At 38.3% G+C, this 22,135-nt stretch carries 17 protein-coding genes; 14 read left to right on the plus strand and 3 right to left on the minus strand.

Annotated features, from left to right (window positions below; translation table 11 throughout):
- Position 1 precedes the first annotated feature (1 nt).
- Together bauB and bauA are read left to right on the plus strand one after the other, a co-directional pair.
- A complete protein-coding gene (gene bauB / locus F928_RS06945) occupies positions 2–970 on the plus strand; it encodes a siderophore-binding periplasmic lipoprotein BauB (RefSeq protein WP_005073348.1) in 969 nt (322 codons plus the stop codon).
- An 85-nt stretch (positions 971–1,055) separates the two neighbouring features.
- The gene (gene bauA / locus F928_RS06950; protein ID WP_025465571.1) at positions 1,056–3,356 is read left to right on the plus strand and encodes a TonB-dependent ferric acinetobactin receptor BauA; all 2,301 of its coding nucleotides are present in this window, start codon (positions 1,056–1,058) and stop codon (positions 3,354–3,356) included.
- 63 nt (positions 3,357–3,419) lie between these two features.
- Here the strand turns inward: bauA and basC are convergent, their stop codons facing one another.
- Both basC and basD read right to left on the minus strand, forming a co-directional pair.
- On the minus strand, positions 3,420–4,730 hold the full coding sequence (basC, locus tag F928_RS06955) for a putative histamine N-monooxygenase (RefSeq protein WP_005073353.1): 1,311 nt from the start codon (positions 4,728–4,730) through the stop codon (positions 3,420–3,422).
- Positions 4,731–4,777: 47 nt separating this feature from the next.
- Positions 4,778–7,720, minus strand: a complete 2,943-nt coding sequence (basD, locus tag F928_RS06960) for an acinetobactin non-ribosomal peptide synthetase subunit BasD (RefSeq protein ID WP_005073355.1) — start codon at positions 7,718–7,720, stop codon at positions 4,778–4,780.
- A 161-nt stretch (positions 7,721–7,881) separates the two neighbouring features.
- Here basD and basE point away from each other — a divergent pair, with 161 nt between their 5' ends.
- The 9 genes from basE to basJ all read left to right on the plus strand — a co-directional run bounded on the left by basE (position 7,882) and on the right by basJ (position 17,977).
- Positions 7,882–9,510 (plus strand): (2,3-dihydroxybenzoyl)adenylate synthase BasE, encoded by a 1,629-nt coding sequence (gene basE / locus F928_RS06965; RefSeq protein ID WP_005073357.1) that lies wholly within the window; start codon positions 7,882–7,884, stop codon positions 9,508–9,510.
- A 17-nt stretch (positions 9,511–9,527) separates the two neighbouring features.
- The gene (gene basF, locus F928_RS06970; protein WP_005073360.1) at positions 9,528–10,397 is read left to right on the plus strand and encodes an acinetobactin biosynthesis bifunctional isochorismatase/aryl carrier protein BasF; all 870 of its coding nucleotides are present in this window, start codon (positions 9,528–9,530) and stop codon (positions 10,395–10,397) included.
- A 115-nt stretch (positions 10,398–10,512) separates the two neighbouring features.
- Complete coding sequence (gene basG / locus F928_RS06975) at positions 10,513–11,664, plus strand: acinetobactin biosynthesis histidine decarboxylase BasG (RefSeq protein WP_005073362.1); 1,152 nt, start codon at positions 10,513–10,515, stop codon at positions 11,662–11,664.
- Positions 11,665–11,760: 96 nt separating this feature from the next.
- Entirely contained in the window at positions 11,761–11,916 is a 156-nt protein-coding gene (locus tag F928_RS06980) for a hypothetical protein (RefSeq protein WP_001176132.1), read from the plus strand.
- On the plus strand, positions 11,909–13,519 hold the full coding sequence (gene barA, locus F928_RS06985) for an acinetobactin export ABC transporter permease/ATP-binding subunit BarA (RefSeq protein WP_005073366.1): 1,611 nt from the start codon (positions 11,909–11,911) through the stop codon (positions 13,517–13,519). Before F928_RS06980 ends, barA begins: the two co-directional genes overlap by 8 nt.
- Complete coding sequence (barB, locus tag F928_RS06990) at positions 13,516–15,111, plus strand: acinetobactin export ABC transporter permease/ATP-binding subunit BarB (protein WP_005073368.1); 1,596 nt, start codon at positions 13,516–13,518, stop codon at positions 15,109–15,111. The genes barA and barB overlap by 4 nt, the downstream gene beginning before the upstream one ends.
- 71 nt (positions 15,112–15,182) lie before the next feature.
- Positions 15,183–15,917, plus strand: a complete 735-nt coding sequence (gene basH / locus F928_RS06995) for an acinetobactin biosynthesis thioesterase BasH (protein ID WP_005073370.1) — start codon at positions 15,183–15,185, stop codon at positions 15,915–15,917.
- A gap of 10 nt (positions 15,918–15,927) precedes the next feature.
- A complete protein-coding gene (gene basI / locus F928_RS07000; RefSeq protein ID WP_005073372.1) occupies positions 15,928–16,683 on the plus strand; it encodes a 4'-phosphopantetheinyl transferase family protein in 756 nt (251 codons plus the stop codon).
- Between the two features lie 124 nt (positions 16,684–16,807).
- Positions 16,808–17,977 carry an acinetobactin biosynthesis isochorismate synthase BasJ gene (gene basJ / locus F928_RS07005; protein WP_005073374.1) on the plus strand — a complete coding sequence of 390 codons (1,170 nt, stop codon included), beginning with the start codon at positions 16,808–16,810 and terminating at the stop codon, positions 17,975–17,977.
- A gap of 119 nt (positions 17,978–18,096) precedes the next feature.
- Here the strand turns inward: basJ and F928_RS07010 are convergent, their stop codons facing one another.
- Positions 18,097–19,338: a L,D-transpeptidase family protein gene (locus tag F928_RS07010; protein ID WP_005073376.1), complete on the minus strand. Its 1,242-nt coding sequence runs from the start codon at positions 19,336–19,338 to the stop codon at positions 18,097–18,099.
- A 301-nt stretch (positions 19,339–19,639) separates the two neighbouring features.
- On the opposite strand from F928_RS07010, the gene hemE reads away from it, so the two are divergent.
- The 3 genes from hemE (at position 19,640) to F928_RS07025 (ending at position 22,130) form a co-directional block, all read left to right on the plus strand.
- Positions 19,640–20,713 (plus strand): uroporphyrinogen decarboxylase, encoded by a 1,074-nt coding sequence (gene hemE / locus F928_RS07015; protein ID WP_002118698.1) that lies wholly within the window; start codon positions 19,640–19,642, stop codon positions 20,711–20,713.
- Positions 20,714–20,719: 6 nt separating this feature from the next.
- Positions 20,720–21,514 (plus strand): DUF817 family protein, encoded by a 795-nt coding sequence (locus tag F928_RS07020; RefSeq protein WP_005073379.1) that lies wholly within the window; start codon positions 20,720–20,722, stop codon positions 21,512–21,514.
- A 145-nt stretch (positions 21,515–21,659) separates the two neighbouring features.
- The gene (locus F928_RS07025; RefSeq protein ID WP_002118800.1) at positions 21,660–22,130 is read left to right on the plus strand and encodes a DUF3015 family protein; all 471 of its coding nucleotides are present in this window, start codon (positions 21,660–21,662) and stop codon (positions 22,128–22,130) included.
- Positions 22,131–22,135 lie beyond the last annotated feature (5 nt).

Here is a 22,135-nt window from a genome sequence, read left to right on the forward strand (position 1 = left end):
TATGAACTGGAAGAAAAAGTATGGGGGAGTAGCCCTAATCATAGCGGCAGCTGTCACTCTACAAGCATGTGATCAAAAAGTTGCAGATACCACTCAAGCTTCTCAGAAGCTAGCAGAACCGATTACGGTAAAACATGCGCTTGGAACTACGGTGATAGATCATCTACCGCAACGCGTTGCCGTACTTGATATGAATGAAGCTGACTTTCTAGATCAACTGAATGTCCCGATTATGGGAATGCCAAAAGATTATGTTCCACACTTTTTGGAAAAATATAAAAAAGATGCACAGATTCAGGATTTGGGTGCAATTGTACAGCCCAATATGGAACGGATATATGCATTAAAACCAGACTTGATTTTGATGACGCCATTACACGTTAATCAGTATCAGGAACTGTCAAAAATTGCCCCGACCATTCATTACGATATTAACTTCAACAATAGCGAGAGTAATCATATTGGTCTGGTTAAAGACCATATGATGACCTTAGGAAAAATATTTAATAAAGAAGACTTAGCTCGCCAGAAAGTTTCTGAACTTGATGAACAAGTGAAGCAAGTACAAGCCGTAACGGCCAATCGCCCAGAAAGAGCATTAGTCGTTCTTCATAACAATGGAGCATTTAGTAATTTTGGTATTCAGTCACGCTATGGCTTTATTTTTAATGCTTTTGGAGTAAAGCCTGCAAGTGGTGTGATGGATACAAGTCTACATGGGCAACCAATTTCGAGTGAATTCATCAAAAAAGCGGACCCGGATATTCTCTATATCGTGGACCGAACTGCTGTGATGGAACATCGCTCAAACATTAATGCTGCCAGTGTTGAAAATCCATTATTACGTCAAACCAAAGCGTGGAAAAACGGTCGTGTCATTTTTGTCGATGCCGATGCGTGGTACACCACGGCTGCAAGCCCAACCTCACTTAAAATAGTGATGGAAGATGTAAAAAAAGGCTACCAATAAATTTTTATGCACATCACGTAATCAAATTTTACAGCATAAATTTTCACTATTTTGCTTTGTACTTTAAGCAGATAGTCAATAAAAAATGAATCACAACATTAAAGGTCTTTCAATGAACAACGTTAGCGATAACCGTAATTTTAAAAGTGGGAATGATCAAAGAATTAATCACCGTTCTTTTGTATTAAATGGTATTGCATCTGCACAAATGGCCCTTCGATTAGGCTATGCATTAGGCACTGTATTTGTACTATGTGCATCAAATACCTATGCTGCTGTTATTAATAATTCAACAAAAACTCTAGAACAACAAGCTGCTCAAACAAATGTAGCAGCTTTACCAGCAATTACCGTAAAAGCTGAACAAGACGATACTTATGCAGGTGGACAAGTTGCAACATCGAGCAATGTTGGATTTCTCGGCAGTAAAAAATTTCTAGATACGCCATTTAATACGATTAGTTATACCGATAAATATATCGAAGATAAACAGGCAAAAGATATTACAGAAGTGATTGCAGCAACTGATCCATCGATATATACCAACGGTGCAAGTGGTGGTTGGAGTGAAAACTATTATATTCGTGGATATGCTTCGAGCACGAATGATATGTCAATGAACGGACTTTTTGGTATCACACCGTTTTATCGAACTTCTCCGGAAATGTTTAGCCGCGTTGAGGTGTTGAAAGGTCCTTCCGCTTTGTTAAATGGGATGCCGCCAGCAGGATCGGTGGGTGGAACGGTAAATCTAGTGACCAAATATGCGGCTGATGAACCGTTTGCACGATTGACCACAACTTATATGTCGGATGCTCAGTTTGGTGGACATGTCGATGTTGGAAGAAGATTTGGTGAAAATAAAGAATTCGGCGTTCGTATCAATGGGATGTATAGAGATGGTGATGCAGCAGTTAATGATCAGTCGAAAGAAAGTCGTTTATTTTCGCTTGGCTTAGATTGGCAAGGTGAAAAAGCACGTGTTTTTGTTGATGCTTACGATGCCTTAGATCATGTTGATGGTGTGACACGTGGTGTTAACGTCTCTACTGCAGTTGGAATTCCGAAACCACCGAAAGCGGATACCTTACTTAGTCCGGATTGGGGCTCTGTGGAAACCAAAGATAAAGGTGCCATGATTCGTGGCGAATATGATTTTTCTGATCAGTTAATGGCATATGCGGCTTATGGACAAAGTACAACCCAATATAAATATAATGGGGCAAGTGCAGGGACGATTACGAGTAGCACTGGAACACTGAGTTCAACACTTGGACAACTTGCTTTTGACGTTGATAAAAAATCAGCAGATGCTGGTTTTAAAGGTAAGTTTGAGACGGGGCCTGTGAAACATCAATGGGTCGCCAATGCAACCTACTATAATCATGCACAAGATGATTATGGTTATAGAATTATCCCAGGTTTTAGTAAGCCTGTTATTACGAATATTTATGATCCCAATCCAAATTGGGGGCCTAAACCGGAATTTACACCGCCGTTTCTATTGCATTCGACACTCTCTACCTCTAGCTTCGGTTTAGCCGATACATTGTCGTTTGCTCAAGATAAAGTACAGTTGACTTTAGGACTTCGTCATCAGAATGTAAAAGCAACAAGTTCTGTTAATACATTACCTGAAAATGCTAAATCAGCAACTACGCCTGGTGTCGCCTTACTGATTAAAGCGAATGATAAAATTTCTGTTTATGCAAACTATATTGAAGGTTTGACAAAGGGTGATCAGGCGCCTGCAAATGCATCAAATCGAGGGGAAATATTTCCGCCTCAAAAAACCAAACAACAGGAACTTGGTTTGAAGGTTGATTTGGGGACATTTGCGCATACATTGAGTGCATTTGAAATTACCAAACCAAATAGTTATTTAGATCCTTCAAAGCTTGTGAATAACTTATCTACCTTTGTTTCGGATGGAGAACAACGAAATCGTGGTATTGAATGGTCATTCTTTGGTTCACCGATTGAACATGTGCGTTTAATGGGTGGCTTTACCTATCTTGATCCTGAACTTACTAAGACTAACGGTGGAAAAAACGATGGTCATACAGCAGTTGCTGTGCCAAAAAATCAGGCTAAGCTTGGAGCAGAGTGGGATACTCAAGTAGCACAAGGGACTTTAACCTTATCAGGAAATATCAATGCAGTTTCCAAGCAATATATTAATGCAGAAAATACCTTGTCCGTACCTGGACGTACGCTCTTAGATGTTGGCGCACGCTATAGCACGAAAGTCGAGAACCACCCAGTGACTTTCCGTGCCAATATCTATAACTTAACCAACAAAGCGTATTGGGCACAGCCACAATTGACGAATTTGGCTTTAGGCGCACCAAGAACGTATATGCTATCTGTATCATATGACTTTTAATTTGTTGTAATCTTCAACCGAATAAAAAACCCGCAATCGCGGGTTTTTTATGATATTCACATTTTATTCTGGCAAACCATAGTGCTGGAAAGAAGACTGTTTAGGAATTCGGTAAGCATTACGCCCCAGTAATTGATTAATAATCACTGAGTTTCGGGTTGCTCCGATTCCTAAATCTGGAGAACCTACACCTTGCTGAAAAATCTCGGCATTTTGAATGAAAATACGACCTTGTCCCTGATCACAACGTAAAGCCGTAAAGTCTTCTTGAACAATACAATCATTTTTATCATCAACCGCTAAAATAGAACCTTTCATATTTTGGAACCATTCAGGCCAATCATGAACATAGCCTGTAGCTGCGACAAGGGCATCAGTTTCTAATTCGCAACGTTGATCGAGTTGGGTGTGCAAACAGGTTAAACGCAGAGAACCCGATTCAAGTTCTTCAACCGATTCAACTTCGCAGCTTGTGTATAGGCTTAAACCGGATTTTTCACCGGCCACTGAACGCTCATAAAGCACATCATATATATCGCCAATGGTTGAGAAGCTAATCCCTTTATAGATCAGGCCCTGACTAGCAGCAATATCGCGGCGTTTATCTCTAGGCAGGCTTTGGAAATATTGCATATATGCAGGGGTAAAGCATTCTTGCCCAAGTTTAGAATATTCCATTGGGTGAAAGCCGGCAGAACGTGTGATCCAACGAATAGAGGCACCTGCTTTTACTTGTTCTAGTGTAAGTGAATTAAATAAAGCAAGCACACATTCTGCTGCACTCTGGCCTGAGCCAATAACCGTGACTTGTTTACATTGTTTGAGTTGTTCCTGAATTTTCGCAAACTCCGCAGAATGTTTTACTAAAGGGTGTTTGCATGTTTCAAGCCACGTAGGAATTCGAGGTTTAGTCCCAATACCAATCGCCAGATTTTGGCTTATATATTTTTGTTTTTCGCCCGAAGCTGATTCACTTTCTATAATAAATTTATCGAGCTTGGCATCATATTCAACATGACTTACGTTTTCTCCAAATTGACAATCAGGTAATTGTTTTGAAGCCCAACGGCAATAATGGTCATATTCACGGCGTGGAATTAAAAAACTGTCGTAATAATAAAACTGATGTAAACGATCATGTTGATGTAAATAATTAATATAACCTAAAGGATGGCAAGGATTGGCCATAGTAACCAAGTCGGCAAAGAAAGGAACTTGTAATGTCGTGCCTTGCAATAGTAATCCTTCATGCCATCGAAATTCTGGTTTGCGTTCTAAAAATACACTTTTGATTTCGGGATGATGAGACAAAAGAGCAGCTAAACCTAAGTTGAATGGCCCAATACCAATTCCGGTAATATCTATTTTTTTCATGTTTATACTTTATCTGTTTCCAAAATGATGAAAGTTCAAAATACGAATTAATGTGGTGTTAGTAGTTTCTCTACATCAGCAATATTGCGACATTGAATAAGTTGAACCGGTGAGAGCTGAATCGCGTATGTTTCATTAATACGTTTTGAAACGACCTTTAAATGATGTGGACGCAGCCCGAGATGAGTAAAATGAGTTGAGTTGTCCACTTCCTTATTTGGCTTGTGGCCTATCACTTCTAAATAAATATCGAGTAGTTGACTTTGCTGTTTAGTATTATTATCAAGTGGAATAGACGAATGATCGGACTCATTATTCTTAAAATATAGTCGTTTATTTTGAAGCTCACTGAAAAAATTACTGAGATCAAAACTGAATATTTCTGAACCAATAATTTGTTTGATTGCCAATTGTAGCGCGTCCAAGAAATCCTCAATCATATGGGGAGGAAATGCTTCTTGAGCATAATCAATATCGAAAATTAAAGCGCAGTCATTTCTTGTGCTAAAGCGAATATCAATTGCAACTTGAGGGGTTTGGGTTAGTCCATCTTGTTGCTGAATAGGATGAGATTCAGATAATACAGGCCATGACAAACCATTTGTAATTACAATTGGTAATACTGGAGCAGTGCCAACTTTTTCAAATAATAGTCGAGCGAGATCAACGCCTGAAAATGAAAGATGCTGTAAACCCTCTAAAACTTCCGTCTGCAAACGGTTTGCTTGTTCAGCAAATTGATCTGAAGTTTTCCACTCAACAGCAATAAACGTAGAGCTATTGGAAAATGGTCCGGCATAGAGGGGAAGTGTAGGAACAGCAACACATAGAGATTTGTCCGTGTTCCAATGAGATAGCACTTCCAAAATAATCGCCATGATGACTGAGTTTTTAAACAGTGAATGTTTTGCGCCAATTTTAGACAACTGTTTAAATTTGGCTTTTTCTATAACTAGACTGTTACGTTGGTAACGAGAAGTCGGTAGATTCTGTAAGGGTGTTTTCCACGGAAGCGCAGGAATAGCCGATAATTTAGAAAATTTTCTTTCCCAGTAAGCCATATCTTCCTGATGAACAGACAAGCTATTTTCAGCTTCATTTTCTTCTATTTGCGTTTGGATATCATGTTGTTGTCCATCGAATAGCTCTAACATTAGTGAAGCTATAGATCGGCCATCTAAAATTAATGCATCAAAGCGGACAAAAATCGTTAGTAGATTATTTTTTAATAAAAAGACGGTGATATTCCAAGGCGACTGATTTAAATCAAATAGCTCATGCGTATAACTATTTTTATAGGACTCGATGTGGTGAGAAGCACGTTCAGGTTCCCATGTAGTTAGGTCTATTTCTTTTAAATTGATACTCACTTGATTGCTTACATATTGTACTAACCTATTTTTATCAATATAGGTTCGTAAGCTGTCATGCCGCCGTACCATTTCTGTCAATCGTTGTTTTAATAAAACAATATCCATTTCGCCGTGATACTGCCTAAACTCTTGCATGGCAACACCACCTAAAGGAAGGGCTTGAGTTCGGCCTAATAGGTAGGCTTGCTGTAACGCGTTTAATGATTTTTGGGATGTACGATCTGATGGAGTATTTTGGGCTGGGCTTATAATTTGTGTATTAAGTTGTTCAGGGTGCGCTGCAAGATTTTTAAGTAAATGAATGAAAGATTTAAATAAATTCGTGATCCATTCTTTGGGTAGAGCATCTAAACGGATGTCCCAGTTAACTAAAATACCGTCATCTACATGAGCAACTTGTGCATCAAGTGCAACTTGTGGCCCTTGTGAAATGACCCAATTCATTGAGCCAAAAACACGGCGGACACGTTCGGAAAGTAAATTATCATTTTCTAAGTCGAGTGCTGCTGTAAATACCACGGGAGCAATCTGTGCACTACCATGATAACGGGACAGGTCACGTAGAACATTAACACCCGAATAATGTGAATGCTCTAATAACTCAAGCATTTGATTTGCTATTTGTTTGCAGAATGCGGCTAAGGTAGTCGTCTCATTCATATCGACATCAAGGATGACTAAATTAGCAAAATCACCAATAGTGCCTTCGACATTTTTTAAAACCGGCTCACGCCAAAAAGTAGGAATATTTAATCGGAAGCTGTGATCTTTGGTTGCATGACCAAGCGTATATGCAAATAAACCTAATAACAGGTTAGTCACAGTAATCTGTTGTTCTCTAGCAAGTTGTTGTAATGCTTTTCGTTCTTTTGGCGATAACCAAGTACTTAAACGATCACTTTTTGCTGTTTTGAATTCTTGATGAATGAAAGGTAGAGACGGAGCAGGGCTAATATGAGGCAGACGTTGTTTCCACCATAAGCGGTCTCGTTGGTTTAATTTTTTTAGCTCAGGGTCTGTCCGTATTTTTTGATACCAGTCAAAAAAATTAGGCGGACGGGAGAATGATATTTCTGGGTCTTCATAAAACAAAGAAAGATCTTCCATCAAGTTCAAAAAACTGGACGGATCTATAGCAATCATGTCCGTATCTACATGAAAACGGAAAATATTATTTTTAAGAACACTTACAGAAAATCTTGCAGTTTGACCCTGACTTAAATCAAGTTTTTGATGGGTCCATTGCTCCCGTTTTTGCATGAGCATTTGCTCAATTTGATGATCGCTAAGCTTTGAAAAATCATCGACTTCTAATATCTGTTGAGTCTTCTCAGACATAATGTTTGCGATGCCATCGGCGCTCAAACTTAACCTCAAAATAGGGTGTTCTTTATAAAGTCGTTGAAGTGCTAAATGTAATTTTTGTAGATCAATAAATTGACCGTCAAATTCTGCATAGAGGTGGGCAGCAACCCCACCTAAAGTTGCGTTGCCAGAGCGACCAAACCAGCAGGCCGCTTGCATCGAAGTTAATTCACACATTGAACGATAACTCGGTTGACAAATTAATCTTGTTTCAGCATCATACAAACAAATGAAAATGATTACCAGTTGCATTTGTTAATCATTTCCAATTTTGCTTTGAATATATAGCTTGTCCGTCTTAAGAGTTTTCTTTTGTCGGTATTCAAATTAAATATTTATGCCGATATGTAAGAAAATTTACTAAGAATCAATAGCTTGATAACCATTAAATTAAATTGAATATTTAGAATGTCATGAAAAAACAGTTGATTGAGTTTGTTCGCTGGTCTCCAGAGAGAGCGCAACACTATCGAAATAAAGGTTATTGGATTGACCAACCTTTGACGCGCATTTTAACGGTAGGGGTTCAATCGCATCCGCATTCGCCGGCAATTATTTGTGGTGAGCGTCAGTTGAGTTATATCGAGCTGGACCGGCTATCAACAAATTTAGCTACTCGACTAGCTGAAAAAGGCTTGGGCAAGGGTGATACTGCTTTAGTACAACTTCCCAATGTTGCGGAGTTTTATATTGTCTTTTTTGCCTTGCTTAAGGCAGGCGTGGTTGTGCTCAATGCGCTATATAGCCATCGCCAATATGAACTAAATGCCTTTATTAAACAGATTCAACCTAAGCTTTTAATTGGTTCGCGTCAGCATGAAGTCTTTAGCAATAATCAATTTATTGACTCACTTCATGAAGTAAATTTAAGTCTTGAAATTATTTTGATGCTCAATCATCAAGCTACCGATTTCGGACTATTAGACTGGATTGAAACACCAGCAGAGACCTTTGTCGATTTTTCATCTACACCTGCTGATGAAGTTGCTTTCTTTCAGTTGTCAGGTGGAAGTACGGGAACACCAAAACTTATTCCACGCACGCATAATGACTATGACTATAGTGTGCGGGCCAGTGCCGAGATTTGCGGTTTAAACTCGAATACACGGTTATTGTGCGCTCTACCAGCTCCCCATAACTTTATGTTGAGTTCACCTGGTGCATTAGGTGTTTTACATGCAGGTGGATGTGTTGTGATGGCACCAAATCCTGAACCGCTCAATTGCTTCTCTATTATTCAAAGACATCAAGTCAATATGGCATCTTTAGTGCCGAGTGCTGTCATTATGTGGCTAGAAAAAGCCACGCAATATAAAGATCAAATTCAGTCTTTAGAGTTGCTTCAAGTAGGTGGTGCAAGTTTCCCTGAATCTTTAGCCCGTCAAGTTCCTGAAGTCCTCAATTGTAAATTACAACAAGTATTTGGAATGGCCGAAGGCTTGGTCAATTACACCAGACTCGATGACTCCGATGAGCAAATCTTTACGACACAAGGGCGTCCTATCAGTTCTGATGATGAAATCAAAATTGTAGATAAGCAGTATAAAGAAGTTCCAGAAGGTGAAATAGGAATGCTTGCGACTCGGGGGCCTTATACCTTTTGTGGTTATTACCAAAGCCCTGAACATAATTCACAGGTTTTTGATGAGGACAACTATTACTATTCGGGCGATCTCGTACAGCGTACTTCGGATGGTAATTTACGTGTAGTAGGAAGAATTAAAGACCAGATTAATCGTGGTGGTGAAAAGATTGCTTCGGAAGAAATAGAAAAACTTATTCTTTTGCATCCAGAAGTTATGCACGCAGCTTTGGTCGCAATTGTTGATGAACAATTCGGTGAAAAGAGTTGTGCCTTTATTGTTTCTCGGAATCCTGAACTTAAAGCTGTTGTGCTCAGACGCCATCTCATGGAGTTGGGTATTGCACAATACAAACTTCCAGACCAGATCAAATTAATCGAAAGTTTGCCACTGACTGCAGTCGGTAAGGTGGACAAAAAACAACTTCGCAGCATTTTAAATACATCTACAACATCTTAATAAATATTGAGCAGCATATGGCTATTTCAAAAATTTCTACTTATCTCATGCCCAAACGAGAGAGTTATCCAAATAATAAAACAGACTGGCAGTTAGATCCTTCTCGAGCAGTTTTATTAATTCATGATATGCAGCGTTACTTTTTAAATTTTTACGATGCTGAAAGTGAATTAATTAAAATGGTTGTTAATCATTTAATTCAACTCAGAAGTTGGGCACATCGGAACAATGTTCCTGTTGTCTATACAGCACAGCCCTATGAACAACCAGCGGCAGATCGTGCATTACTGAATGCCATGTGGGGGCCGGGTTTGCCAGCCTCAACAATCGATCAGCAAAAAATTATTGATCAACTTTCTCCTGCTGAACATGACATTGTCTTAACGAAATGGCGTTATAGCGCGTTTAAACGTTCGGATTTGCTTGAAAGAATGCAAAACTGGAATCGTGATCAGCTCATTATTGGCGGTGTCTATGCTCATATCGGTTGTATGGTTACGGCAATTGAAGCTTTTATGAGCGACATACAACCCTTTCTGGTTGGGGATGCAGTTGCCGATTTTTCAGAAGAAGAACATCGCTTAGCTTTGAAATATGTATCTTCACGTTGCGGTCAAGTTGTGGATACCGAATCTGTAGTGGGGCAGGTGGCAACAGGCATTACACGACCTTGGTTAGAGAAAAAGGTCCAGCAGCTTATTGAAGAAGATGAATTAGATCCAGAAGAAAACCTGATTCTTTATGGACTGGACTCATTACGAATTATGCAGTTTTCTTCGGAACTCAAAGCGCAGGGAATCAATATTAGTTTTGAGGAATTAGGACGCACACCCACTTTATCAAATTGGTGGTCATTGGTTGATGCACGGCAACGGATTGCAGGGTAGAGGGTTGCCTCATAAGGCATACGACAAATCCTGGTCGCTAAATTTTACATAAAATTTATATCTTTGATAGCGACTCCTTAGACGACTTGTAATCGTCATATTAACGGAGAAAAAAATGCTTTTATCGCCTGCTGATCAAGAGAAAATAGAGACATTCTGGAATTACTGTTTAAAACATCAATATTTCAATATTGGATATCCTGAATCTGCAGATTTTGATTATTCCGCTTTATTCCGTTTTTTCAAATTCTCTATTAATAATTGTGGTGATTGGAAAGACTATAGCAATTACGCATTGAATTCTTTTGATTTTGAAAAAGATGTGATGGCGTATTTTGCTGAAATTTTTCAAATTCCCTTTGAAGAAAGCTGGGGATACGTAACCAACGGTGGCACAGAAGGTAATATGTTTGGCTGCTATCTGGCGCGTGAGCTATTTCCAGATTCCACATTATATTACTCAAAAGATACGCATTATTCGGTGGGAAAAATCGCCAAATTATTGCAGATGAAATCTTGTGTAATCGAATCGTTGGATAATGGTGAAATCGACTATGATGATTTAATCCGTAAAATAAAAACCAATAAAGAAAGTCATCCCATTATTTTTGCAAATATTGGTACGACCATGACTGGCGCAATTGATGATATTGAAATGATTCAAGAGCGCTTAGCGCAAATCGGAATCATGCGCCGAGATTATTATATTCATGCCGATGCTGCCTTAAGTGGCATGATTTTACCTTTTGTTGATCATCCTCAAGCGTTTTCCTTTGCTCATGGCATCGACTCGATTTGTGTGTCTGGTCATAAAATGATTGGTTCACCAATTCCGTGTGGCATTGTTGTGGCCAAACGCCAAAATGTAGAGCGTATATCAGTAGATGTTGACTATATCTCTACACGTGATCAAACCATTAGTGGTTCACGCAATGGTCATACCGTCTTGCTGATGTGGGCGGCAATACGTAGCCAAACTAATTTACAAAGACGACAGAGAATTCAACATTGCCTCAAAATGGCCCAGTACGCAGTTGATCGCTTTCAGGCTGTTGGGATTCCTGCTTGGCGAAATCCGAATTCAATCACTGTGGTATTTCCTTGTCCTTCTGAGCACGTCTGGAAAAAGCATTATCTGGCAACCTCGGGAAATATGGCTCATTTAATTACTACGGCACATCACCGAGATACACGTCAGATTGATAGCTTAATTGATGACGTTATTTTTGATCTACAAGGTGCCTCTAAACGTACAGTTGGTTTTTAGTCATATCAACCAGAATGATTTAGACAAATCCATATTAATTTTTACAGTCTAGAAAATGATCTAAAAATATTTTGATAGGGCGGTTAGGAAGTTTTGATGCAATTAAAGTTTTTAAAAAAATACTTTTTATATGATTTTCTTATTCATGCTTTTTTAAAGCCGGAAATGGCAATTCTTGCTGGTCAATTGAAGCGAGATTTTATTTTAAGTACCGCTTTTTCTATGAATATAAAGAGAGATAAGCATGTCTGATTTAAAGTTATCTCATCTGATGACAGACTCTTCCTTGGCACCTGCACTCAAGCCAGCATTTCCTAAATTATTTGCAGGAACGCTTGCTGCGGTATTTTCTGGTTTAGCCATTTTAACTGCCCTGTGGGGTATGATTCAGTTGATTGGTTATTTATCTTCTTATTGGGTAATCTTTTCAGCGGTTTTTTGGATAGTCGGGGCGGCATTGGCAGCACTAGCTTCATGGTTAGTGCATGATGCAGAGGCTGGATTTTCGGCACGATTACGTCGTCAAATTGCTCATCATTTAATTCGGTTACCTAACACAACCCTATCAAAACAGGGTGACCAAAACTTAAAACGACTGGTTTCAGACGATATCGCAACTTTACATCATATGGTGGCACATTTACCGTCGGAAATTGCGATTTTTGCTGTAATCCCTTTAGTTTCTATTGTTTTATTAGTTGTGTTGGTTGGCCCGATGGCACTTTGGGTATTATTACCTGGGGCAATTGCTTCACTCTATTATTTAATTATTGTTCCCCATGTATCAAAACGGGATGGCGCTGCACGTATGCAGGTCATGTTAGATATTATTGGTTCTGCTGATGATTATGCACGCGGCATTCGTGATAACCGAATATATGGGCAACAATCTGGCGCTTTAACAGCCTATACTCAATCAGCACAAAATTTCACTCAAACTATGGTGTCTTGGGTGAGTAAAGTCGCAACTCTTGCTGCTGTTGCCACTGCATTACTACAAGCTGTTGCAACCTTTGCCATAGCCTATTTTGTAGCTTATCAATACGACAGCATGACCTTGGCTGCAACACTTTTCTTTAGTTTGGCCATCGTGACACCTTCGCTACGTTTAGGACATGGTCTTGATTATGTCGCTGCTGGACGAGCTGCAGCTAGTCGTTTATCGGCATTCTTAAAAGAGCCAGTACTCTCATCGGGCAATCTACAACAGATTGAGCAAGATGTAACACTCGAAATAGTTAATGCGAGCTTTACAATTGAAAATCAAAAAGTATTAGATCGATTAAGTTATTCATTTCCAAAAAATTCAATTACTGCAATTACAGGGCCAAGTGGAATTGGAAAAACAACATTGCTTCGAACACTTGCTGGGTTAGCCGAATTGCAAGAAGGTGTCGTTCAATTAGCAAAAACAGATATTTTGCAATTACATGAAAAACTAAGACATGAAAAGGTTTTTTTTATTCCACAAGGTGGAGATGTATTACCGACCACAGTAAGAGAAAACTTGTCCTTATCTGCCGTTAATGCAAATGATGAACAACTTGAGCAGGCATTACTCAAGGCCCAATTAAAGGTAGATTTAAATGCAGATGCAACTTTACTTTCAGGCGGTGAAAAACAGCGCCTAGGAATAGCGCGTGCGTTTTTATCTTCAGCTCCTATTATTTTATTAGACGAGCCAACGAGCGCACTCGACCAGACCAATGCGACAAAAATAATATTGGAATTAAGCGACTTAGCTAAAAACCAGAATAAAACTATCGTCATGGTCACTCATGATCTTGTCTTAGCTGCTCATGCCGACAGCAGGTTAGTGCTTAACGGCCCAACTGACTCAGGGAAATCTTTATGAATACTGCTGCTAAATTAAATAAAGATCAGATTTTTTCGATGCTTCCTCGTGCGGCCAAACAAAAATTAATTATTGTTGGTATCGGATGGATCATTGTTGCCGCAATTGAAGCAATCGCATATACCGTATTGGCATTTGCAATTGTCAATCAATGGTCACCAAGTTGGGTTCTCATCAGTGCAATTGCAGCAATATTAGTGACAGTGGTGGTCACTCGTGCTGGCTTCCTTACTGGTGTGCGTTTAGCAGGCGACCTATTTGCTGAGTTAGGCAAATCTTTAGCTCGTGCCAAGCTCTCTTGGTTTACCAATGAACAGCGTGCTCAGATTAAGACGATTGCTGGACAGGGAATTCCTGGGTTTATGAGTATTCCTGCTCATCAATTGCAAACCTTTTTACATGCGCCTTTTATGCCTTTATTTCTAACAATAGGAATAGGCCTGCTTGCTGGAGCAGGCGTAGCATTTGTCGCTTTAGGCTTACTTTTACTCTCTTTATTTGCTCAGTTCCTAGCACAACGTGCACTCATGCATATTGATAAAAAGCGTAATACTGCCGATTTAGCGGCTTCACAAGCAACGCTGGAATTAGTTGATCATGTTGAGTTATTACGCACAGCCGCGGGACCAGAACGTGCAGTCCAAAGGCTAGAACATCGTTGGGAAGAGCAAGAAGAGACATTAGTACGGATCAACCATGCTGCTGCATTTGCAAGTTTTATTGCAACCTTGGCAAGTGTTTTACCGATTGCTGGGATGGCAACTTATCTGGTACTTGCTGGTGTCAATCATGCTGCTTTGGTGTTGGCATTACTCGTCTTAATTGGACGTGCAGCAGCGCCATTAGGTGAACTTGCTACCGCAGGGTTACATATCAATGATTTGTTTGCTGCACTGCGCAACTTTAATCAGATCACACATCCACCTGAGTTGCCTGAGCCATTACATCCTCAAATTCCTACTGGCCATCATATTTCGGTACAAGGCGTTAGCTATGCGCCAGCACTTGAAAATATGAATCTCGACATCGCATTGGGGAGCAGAGTATGGGTTACCGGACCAAGCGGTAGTGGTAAGAGCACTTTACTTGAATTGCTTACACGGTTTGATGATCCACAAAGAGGAAAAATTACCCTAGGTGACATAGCTCTTGATCAAATGAAATATGAAGATTTGGTCTCGAATATTGCTTATGTCACACAAGAACCTATTTTGTTTACAGGAACACTGGCTGAAAATATCCGTTTAGGAAAACCTGATGCAACTGATGATGAATTAGAAAAAGCTGCAAGAGATGCCGCATTAGGGGCAATGATTGACCGCAGTTCAGAAGGAATTAATCAGTCGGTTGGTAAACAAGGCACCGCATTGTCCGGTGGTGAACGTCAGCGAGTCGCAATTGCGCGAGCATTACTCAAAAATGCGCCGATTTTAATACTTGATGAAGCCACTTCTGCCTTGGATGAAGAGACTGAGCAGGAAATTGTTGCAACGATACGTGCTCTTTCTTCTACGGTTATTTTTGTCACACATCGTGATTCAGCCATTTGGCAACCGACTCAAACTATAAATTTAGCTTCAACCTCTGTTTAAAAAATAGCGCAGAAACCTGATTTAAGCATTTTTTATAAAAGAAAAATGCTTAATATTTGGAGAATTCTTAAATGAATAAACCTCAATATAATATGTTCTGTTTACCGCCTGCGGGGAGTAGCGCGAGTATTTATCATCCATGGAAAAAGCAGATCTCTGACAATATTCGTATTATTCCTATTGAATATTCGGGGCATGGTATAAAAATAAATGAACCACTGATTGATGATCCTGATCTATTGGCTATGCAAATTGCCAATGAAATACAAGCTTATTCAGACACACCGTTTATTTTATTTGGACATAGTGTAGGAGGTGGCTTGATTTGGAAAGTACTCAATTATTTGAATGAAAAAACCATAATTGATCAGTTGAGATTAATTGTTATAAGTAGCCGACCTGAGCATCACTATATTCAACATATGCGGTACAAGCATGAGTTAACTGATGAAAAAATTATTGATGAATTAAAGCGATACAATAATTTTCCTGATGAAATTTTAAATAATCAGGATGCACTCACATTCTTTCTTAAAATCATTCGTAACGACTTCTATCTTAGTGATCAATTATTAAGGGAGAACATACACAAGACTGAAGTTCCGATCGTTGCATTTTATGGCAAACAGGACCCTGATATTCCTGGCAAAAGAATGATGGATGCATGGCAACAACACACAGAAAATTGGTTAGGAAGTATTGAGTTTGAAGGGGACCATTTCTACTTTCTCAATCCCGAGACTCGAGGAAAGATGCTTAAAAATATTGCTGCCATCGTTGAAACATTGACCGTGAATATTGAATAAAGTGCAGGCTATGAATAGGGAGAAGCAGGTAAATAGAAAGGCTAATTCATGTCTGGATGAAATAAATATTCAATATGAAAAGTTAACAGCTTTCGGGCTAGACATACATAAAGTCCAGCTCAGTGAAATCAAAGAAATACCTCAGCTTGATCATATCTATCAGGAGCTGAATATATTTCTTCCACCGAAGATAAAAAGCTCACGCTTCATTCGACAATTAGAATTCTTGACGGGACGCTTAGCAGCAAAATATGCATTACAAAGCCTCAATTTAGAACATTCTATTGTCTATCAAGGTAGACATGGGGAACCGCTATGGCCCGAAGGAGTGATAGGTGGGATTAGCCATGTTGGATCAAAAAAATCATGTCATGCCATCGCATATGCTAGAAATACCACGGCTAAAGAAAAAATATTTGGAATCGATATAGAGTCTCAAAAACATTATATTTTTTTTCAAAAGAAAGATGAATTTTATGATGTTTTTCTAAATAAAAATGAACAAGCAGAAATTGAAAAGCTGCAAAAAAGTCATGCATATTTATATTTGGTAATATTCTCTGCTAAAGAAAGTATCATTAAATCAATTTATTTAAAATATAAGCAAATTATTGATTTTAAAAATATAAATTTTAAAAAACTAGATGGCGAGTTTCTTTATTTTTACCTTAGTCAAGAAAGTTCAATCGAGATAAATCTAGAGATTAAAGTTCAATTTTTTTATACAAATAACGAGATAATTACAATTTCTTGCATTGAAAACTAATTTTATTATTGATAATAATAATCATTTGCATTAATGTGTGTTTCAGTATTTTTATACTCCTATATTTAAAAAGAAGTACTACAGAATTTGCTTGAAAAAAATCAATGTGAGAGGTGATATACAGATGATGCAGACTCAAATATCAGTAGAGCAAAATTTAGATCATATCGGTCAAAAGAAATTTTCATGTTTCTCTACGAAGAATTATTATCTCGAAGTCAACGAATTCGTTAAAACGGTAAATACACCTGCAGCAAATACCGCACTATTTAATGATGAGATTGGAAAATGTTTTGAAGAAATTAAAAAGCAAGGCCATCAAAATCCAGTTTTAATTGGTGCTATACCTTTTGATATTACAAAGAAAAGTAGCTTAAATTTTTATGCTGATCATAAAAAAATAACACAAGCATCTTCTACGATTAACTCATTAAAAAATCGTAATAACATTGAGGTAATTAATAAATCATTACTTATTCAACGCCAAAAATTTGAAGGTACAGTGCAGTTAGCTTTAGATGCTTTTGAGAAAAAGAAGGTAGAAAAAGTTGTTCTTTCTCAGGCTATTGAATATGAGTTTAACCGTCATCAAGAGCCAGAAAATTTATTGGCTGCTTTATTAAAACAAAATCCAAATGCTTATAATTTTGTGATTCCAGTAGAACATAATAATTATATTCTCGGCGCAAGCCCAGAACTGCTTTTATCAAAACAAGGTCGTATTGTAACCAGTAATCCTTTGGCCGGTTCTAGACCCAAATCTCAAATTTCTGAAAAAAATTTCGTCAGCCAACAAGAATTAAATCATTCTGAGAAAGACCAACATGAACATCGAATTGTGGTTGAAAATATTATTAGAAATTTAGCCACTCATTGTGTAGAGCTTAAGGTTTCTGAATTTCCAGATATTCTAGAAACATCAACAATGTTGCATTTATCATCAGAATTCCAAGGTGTGCTTAAGCAACAAGCTCCGAATGCATTAAACCTTGCATTAGAATTACATCCAACACCAGCAGTTTGTGGCTCACCAACTCATGTTGCTAAGCAGTTTATTTTAGATCATGAAGGTTATGACCGACATTATTATACGGGGTTAGTCGGCTGGATGGATGCCGAGGGTAATGGAGAATGGGTAGTGACGATTCGCTGTGGTCTACTCAGTGAAAATAAAATGCGCTTATATGCTGGTGCGGGGATTGTCGAAGGGTCAGATGCTGAAGCTGAATGGTTAGAAACAGAAGCTAAAATGCAAACCATGCTAAATATTCTAAATACAAAAATTGCTGTGTAATTATTAAACCTAGGCTGGTTTTATTTTTATAGTCAAAACAATAACTAAGTATTCTAGTGAGATATATTAAAAATTTAATAAAAAAGCCTGCATAAAGCAGGCTCTTTTATTTAAGAGGATTATTCTAAGAATTTAACGGTTACGCCAGAACGTACTTTACTACCTAAATCGTTAGCATCCCAGTTTGTTAAACGGATACAACCATGTGATGCAGTTTTAGAAATTAAAGACGGGTTTGGTGTACCGTGAATACCAAAAGATTTTTTACTTAAACCGATCCAGATATTACCTACAGGTGCATTTGGACCAGGTGGTAAAGAAAGAGGTTTCAAGTTTTTACCTTGAATAAAGTTTGATGGTGAGTAGCTATACCAAGGATTACGAGCCACACCAACTACCTTGTAAGTACCGGTCGGAGAAGGCGTATCAGTACTGCCAATTGTTGCAGGAAATGACGCAATCATTTGGTTACGGCTATTGAAGAGATACAATTGTTTTGCACCTTTATGCGCAATAATCAAATGAATGTCTTCTGGTAAATCATTGCGTACGTTTGGAACAATGATTTTTTCACCCGCTTTTTTGAATGTTGCTGTTGGATTGATTGTTTTTAAGAAAGCTTCATCGATATGAAACTTTTCGCCCAACATTTCGCTAACACGAGTGTAATACAAACCTTTCATTTTAGCCTGTAAAGCATAATCAGAAGGAATTGATTGTGCATATGGGCCTTTTAAATCAGCATCAGTAATGGTGTATTCAATAAATGAAGGTTTTGTTTGCTTAGCAACTAATGCATCCCAAGTTTCTTTAGTCAGTTCACCAGTAGGTGATAAACCATTCATTTGCTGGAATGAAGAGATTGCTTTTAAAGTGTTTTTGCCACTCATACCGTCAATTGCACCTGGTGATGCATGTGCATTATTTAGCATGACGTGAGCACGAGCGTAAACTGGAAACTGGCCTTTACCAATATTTTCATACCATTCAGCCGAATTTAAGCTATCTAATGTCCAAGAAACTGCTGGAGCTGAAGTCTTTGCAGTTGTTGTGGTCGTTTTAGCTACGGCTACCGGTGCTGAAGCGGCAATACCTGAATCAGCATTTTGGTCTTCAGTTTTTTGCAAATTTTGTAATGTTGTTGACGCTCGATTTAAGTCACTTTGTTCTTGAGCGGTAATTTGTGTCGAAGCTTGAGCTTTTACAGTTGAAGCTGCATCTACTGCTAAAGGATCAATCGGATCTTCTACAGGAGCTGATACCTTTTTAGGGTTCAGGGGTTGCTCAGTTGTTGAAGCAGCAAAAGCAACATTAGCAATAATACAACTTAAACTCATAGCGAGTAATGAGCGAACAAACATGTAATTCAACCTTAAGAATTTTCATATAAGCAATAGGGGCATGATCTAATCTAAAATTGCATAAAATTACCAATAACTCATCTCTATGAGCCCAAGATTGGCAATTTAGTGGTTAAAAGAATATCAATAGACCCGATGTAACATGTTGCAAGTATTGCAGAAAACCTTGCTGCTTGCAGTAGACTTTTGTGTAAATATGCATTTTTTAGTAGATTGACGAGTTTTTTGTGTGAAATTGAAATTATAAAAATCTCTATGTTTTTGATATGATGCTGCCACATAAAGAATATAGAGATTGGTAATGACGACTTTGAAAAATGATCGTTTCCTACGAGCTTTGTTACGCGAACCTGTAGATACCACACCGGTATGGATGATGCGTCAAGCAGGACGTTATTTGCCTGAATATCGTGAAACACGTTCAAAAGCAGGCGACTTTCTATCTCTATGTAAAAATACAGAATTTGCTTGTGAAGTGACTTTGCAGCCTTTACGCCGTTACGATTTAGACGCAGCAATTTTATTTTCAGATATTTTAACAATTCCTGATGCATTAGGCTTAGGGCTTTATTTTGAAACGGGTGAAGGCCCTAAGTTTCAAAAAACTGTTCGTACTGAACAAGATGTCGCGAATTTACCCAAGCTAAATGCAAAGTCAGACCTTGATTATGTGATGAATGCAGTAAGCACAATTCGCTCTGCTTTAGGTGGCCAAGTTCCACTGATTGGTTTTTCTGGTAGTCCTTGGACATTAGCAACGTATATGGTTGAAGGTGGTTCAAGTAAAGAGTTCCGTTTTACCAAGCAGATGATGTACGCGCAACCAGAAATTTTGCATGCTTTACTTGATCATCTAGCAGATTCAGTTACTGACTATTTAAATGCTCAAATTGATGCAGGTGCTCAGGCTATCCAGATCTTTGATAGCTGGGGTGGGGCATTAGCACATCGTGAATATGTCGAATTCTCTTTAAACTACATGAATAAAATCATTGCTGGTTTGCAACGTGAGAAAGATGGTCGCCGTATTCCTGTTATTGTTTTCACTAAAGGTGGCGGTCAATGGTTAGAGCCAATGATTACGACTGGTGCAGATGCATTAGGTTTAGATTGGACTACTCCACTTAATACAGCTCGTAATATTGTGTCGGGACGTGTAGCGCTACAAGGTAATCTTGACCCTGCTGTTTTATATGGCTCGGCTGCTTCAATTGAAAAAGCTGTAAAAGCAATGTTAGACGATGCTTATGCAAACGGTGAAAAAACAGGTTACGTTGCTAACTTAGGCCACGGTATTACCCAGTGGGTAGACCCTGCGCAACCAAAAATCTTTGTAGATACAGTACATGAGTATAGTGCTAAATATCTAGGATAGTTTTTTGTGCGCCATCTCACTTTACCAATTCATTTTATCGGCAAGGCTGTTTCGGCAGCCTTGTTTGGTATTCTACTTTTAATTGCTTTTGCTTTAACAGCACCGATGGGAAGCCATGAATATATGGGTTTTTATCGTTATGATTATTTACTCATCTATGCAGTGCTGATTCAGATCTGTCTTTTATATTTAAAACTTGAATCATGGGCAGAAGCTAAAGTTATTGCTTTATTTCATGTCATGGCGATGGTCATGGAAATATTTTTAACGCATCCTGCGATTGCATCATGGCAATATCCTCAGCCTGCGATATTTAAAATTTTAACTGTGCCTTTATTTGCAGGCTTTATGTATTCGGCTGTAGGTAGTTTTTTTGCGCGATCACTCCGATTATTTAAGGTTTCTTTTGAAAAACTTCCAAGTTTTGGAACGATGCTTTTACTCGCATTTTTCTCATATATAAACTTTATGAGTAAATTTTTTGTACCTGATATTCGCTATATTTTATTTGCGATCAGTATTTTTATTTTTTGGAAGACCAAACTTTATTTTCAGCTAAATGAATATAAATTTAAAATCCCGATGTTACCTGTATTGTTGACCCTCGCTTTTCTAATCTGGATTGCTGAAAATATTAGTACTTTTTATAAAATCTGGCTCTATCCAAGTCAGGTAGATGCTTGGCATATGGTAGGTTGGGGTAAACTGGGGTCATGGTATTTATTATTACTTTTAAGTTTGGTTCTCGTGCTTAAAATATTAGGTCATCGAGATAATCAAGGTAACTGGAATCTAAGGTAAATTTTTTCGTTAGCACTTTTCATCATATTATTTATTTTTTAATTGCTAAATCACAGCCTTCTCGCTATCTTTAATATCGTGTAATAAGAATTACACATAACAATACATAAGAAACAATCAATAATGATTTTGGAGATATACATCTATGTTAAAAAAATTAGCTTTAGCTGCTTTGTTAGCAGCTGGTTCAAGTGTTGCTATGGCTGATAACGATGTAGGTTGTGGTGTGGGTACGCAAGTATGGGCTGGCCAAAAAGGAGTGGTGCCTAAAATTCTTGCTGCAACAACAAATGGTATTTTTACTAACCAATTACTAGGGATTACTTTTGGTACTTTAGGCTGCCGTCAAGGCGGAACAGTAACTGCGCAAGTGGTTACATTCACAAATGAAAATGCTGAAGCTTTAGCACGTGATATGGCAGTAGGCCAAGGTGAAAGCCTGAACGTACTTGCTGAGTTAATGCAAATCAAACCTCAAGACAAAGATCGTTTCTTTAAAGTTTCAAAAGCAAACTTTGGTGAAATCTATTCTGCAAATAATCAAAATACGCTTCAAGTTTTAGCATCATTACAAACAGTAATGGCTAAAGATGACGTTTTAAAAGCTTACGTATAAGTTTG

It is taken from the genome of Acinetobacter pittii ATCC 19004 = CIP 70.29 (assembly GCF_000369045.1).
In the GTDB taxonomy this organism is placed as follows: domain Bacteria; phylum Pseudomonadota; class Gammaproteobacteria; order Pseudomonadales; family Moraxellaceae; genus Acinetobacter; species Acinetobacter pittii.

Bases quoted from the DNA above. Each gene is read 5' to 3' on its own strand.
- bauB (WP_005073348.1), top strand. From the start codon at position 2: ATGAACTGGAAGAAAAAGTATGGGGGAGTAGCCCTAATCATAGCGGCA.
- bauA (WP_025465571.1), top strand. From the start codon at position 1,056: ATGAATCACAACATTAAAGGTCTTTCAATGAACAACGTTAGCGATAAC.
- basC (WP_005073353.1), bottom strand. From the start codon at position 4,730: ATGAAAAAAATAGATATTACCGGAATTGGTATTGGGCCATTCAACTTA.
- basD (WP_005073355.1), bottom strand. From the start codon at position 7,720: ATGCAACTGGTAATCATTTTCATTTGTTTGTATGATGCTGAAACAAGA.
- basE (WP_005073357.1), top strand. From the start codon at position 7,882: ATGAAAAAACAGTTGATTGAGTTTGTTCGCTGGTCTCCAGAGAGAGCG.
- basF (WP_005073360.1), top strand. From the start codon at position 9,528: ATGGCTATTTCAAAAATTTCTACTTATCTCATGCCCAAACGAGAGAGT.
- basG (WP_005073362.1), top strand. From the start codon at position 10,513: ATGCTTTTATCGCCTGCTGATCAAGAGAAAATAGAGACATTCTGGAAT.
- F928_RS06980 (WP_001176132.1), top strand. From the start codon at position 11,761: ATGCAATTAAAGTTTTTAAAAAAATACTTTTTATATGATTTTCTTATT.
- barA (WP_005073366.1), top strand. From the start codon at position 11,909: ATGTCTGATTTAAAGTTATCTCATCTGATGACAGACTCTTCCTTGGCA.
- barB (WP_005073368.1), top strand. From the start codon at position 13,516: ATGAATACTGCTGCTAAATTAAATAAAGATCAGATTTTTTCGATGCTT.
- basH (WP_005073370.1), top strand. From the start codon at position 15,183: ATGAATAAACCTCAATATAATATGTTCTGTTTACCGCCTGCGGGGAGT.
- basI (WP_005073372.1), top strand. From the start codon at position 15,928: ATGAATAGGGAGAAGCAGGTAAATAGAAAGGCTAATTCATGTCTGGAT.
- basJ (WP_005073374.1), top strand. From the start codon at position 16,808: ATGATGCAGACTCAAATATCAGTAGAGCAAAATTTAGATCATATCGGT.
- F928_RS07010 (WP_005073376.1), bottom strand. From the start codon at position 19,338: ATGTTTGTTCGCTCATTACTCGCTATGAGTTTAAGTTGTATTATTGCT.
- hemE (WP_002118698.1), top strand. From the start codon at position 19,640: ATGACGACTTTGAAAAATGATCGTTTCCTACGAGCTTTGTTACGCGAA.
- F928_RS07025 (WP_002118800.1), top strand. From the start codon at position 21,660: ATGTTAAAAAAATTAGCTTTAGCTGCTTTGTTAGCAGCTGGTTCAAGT.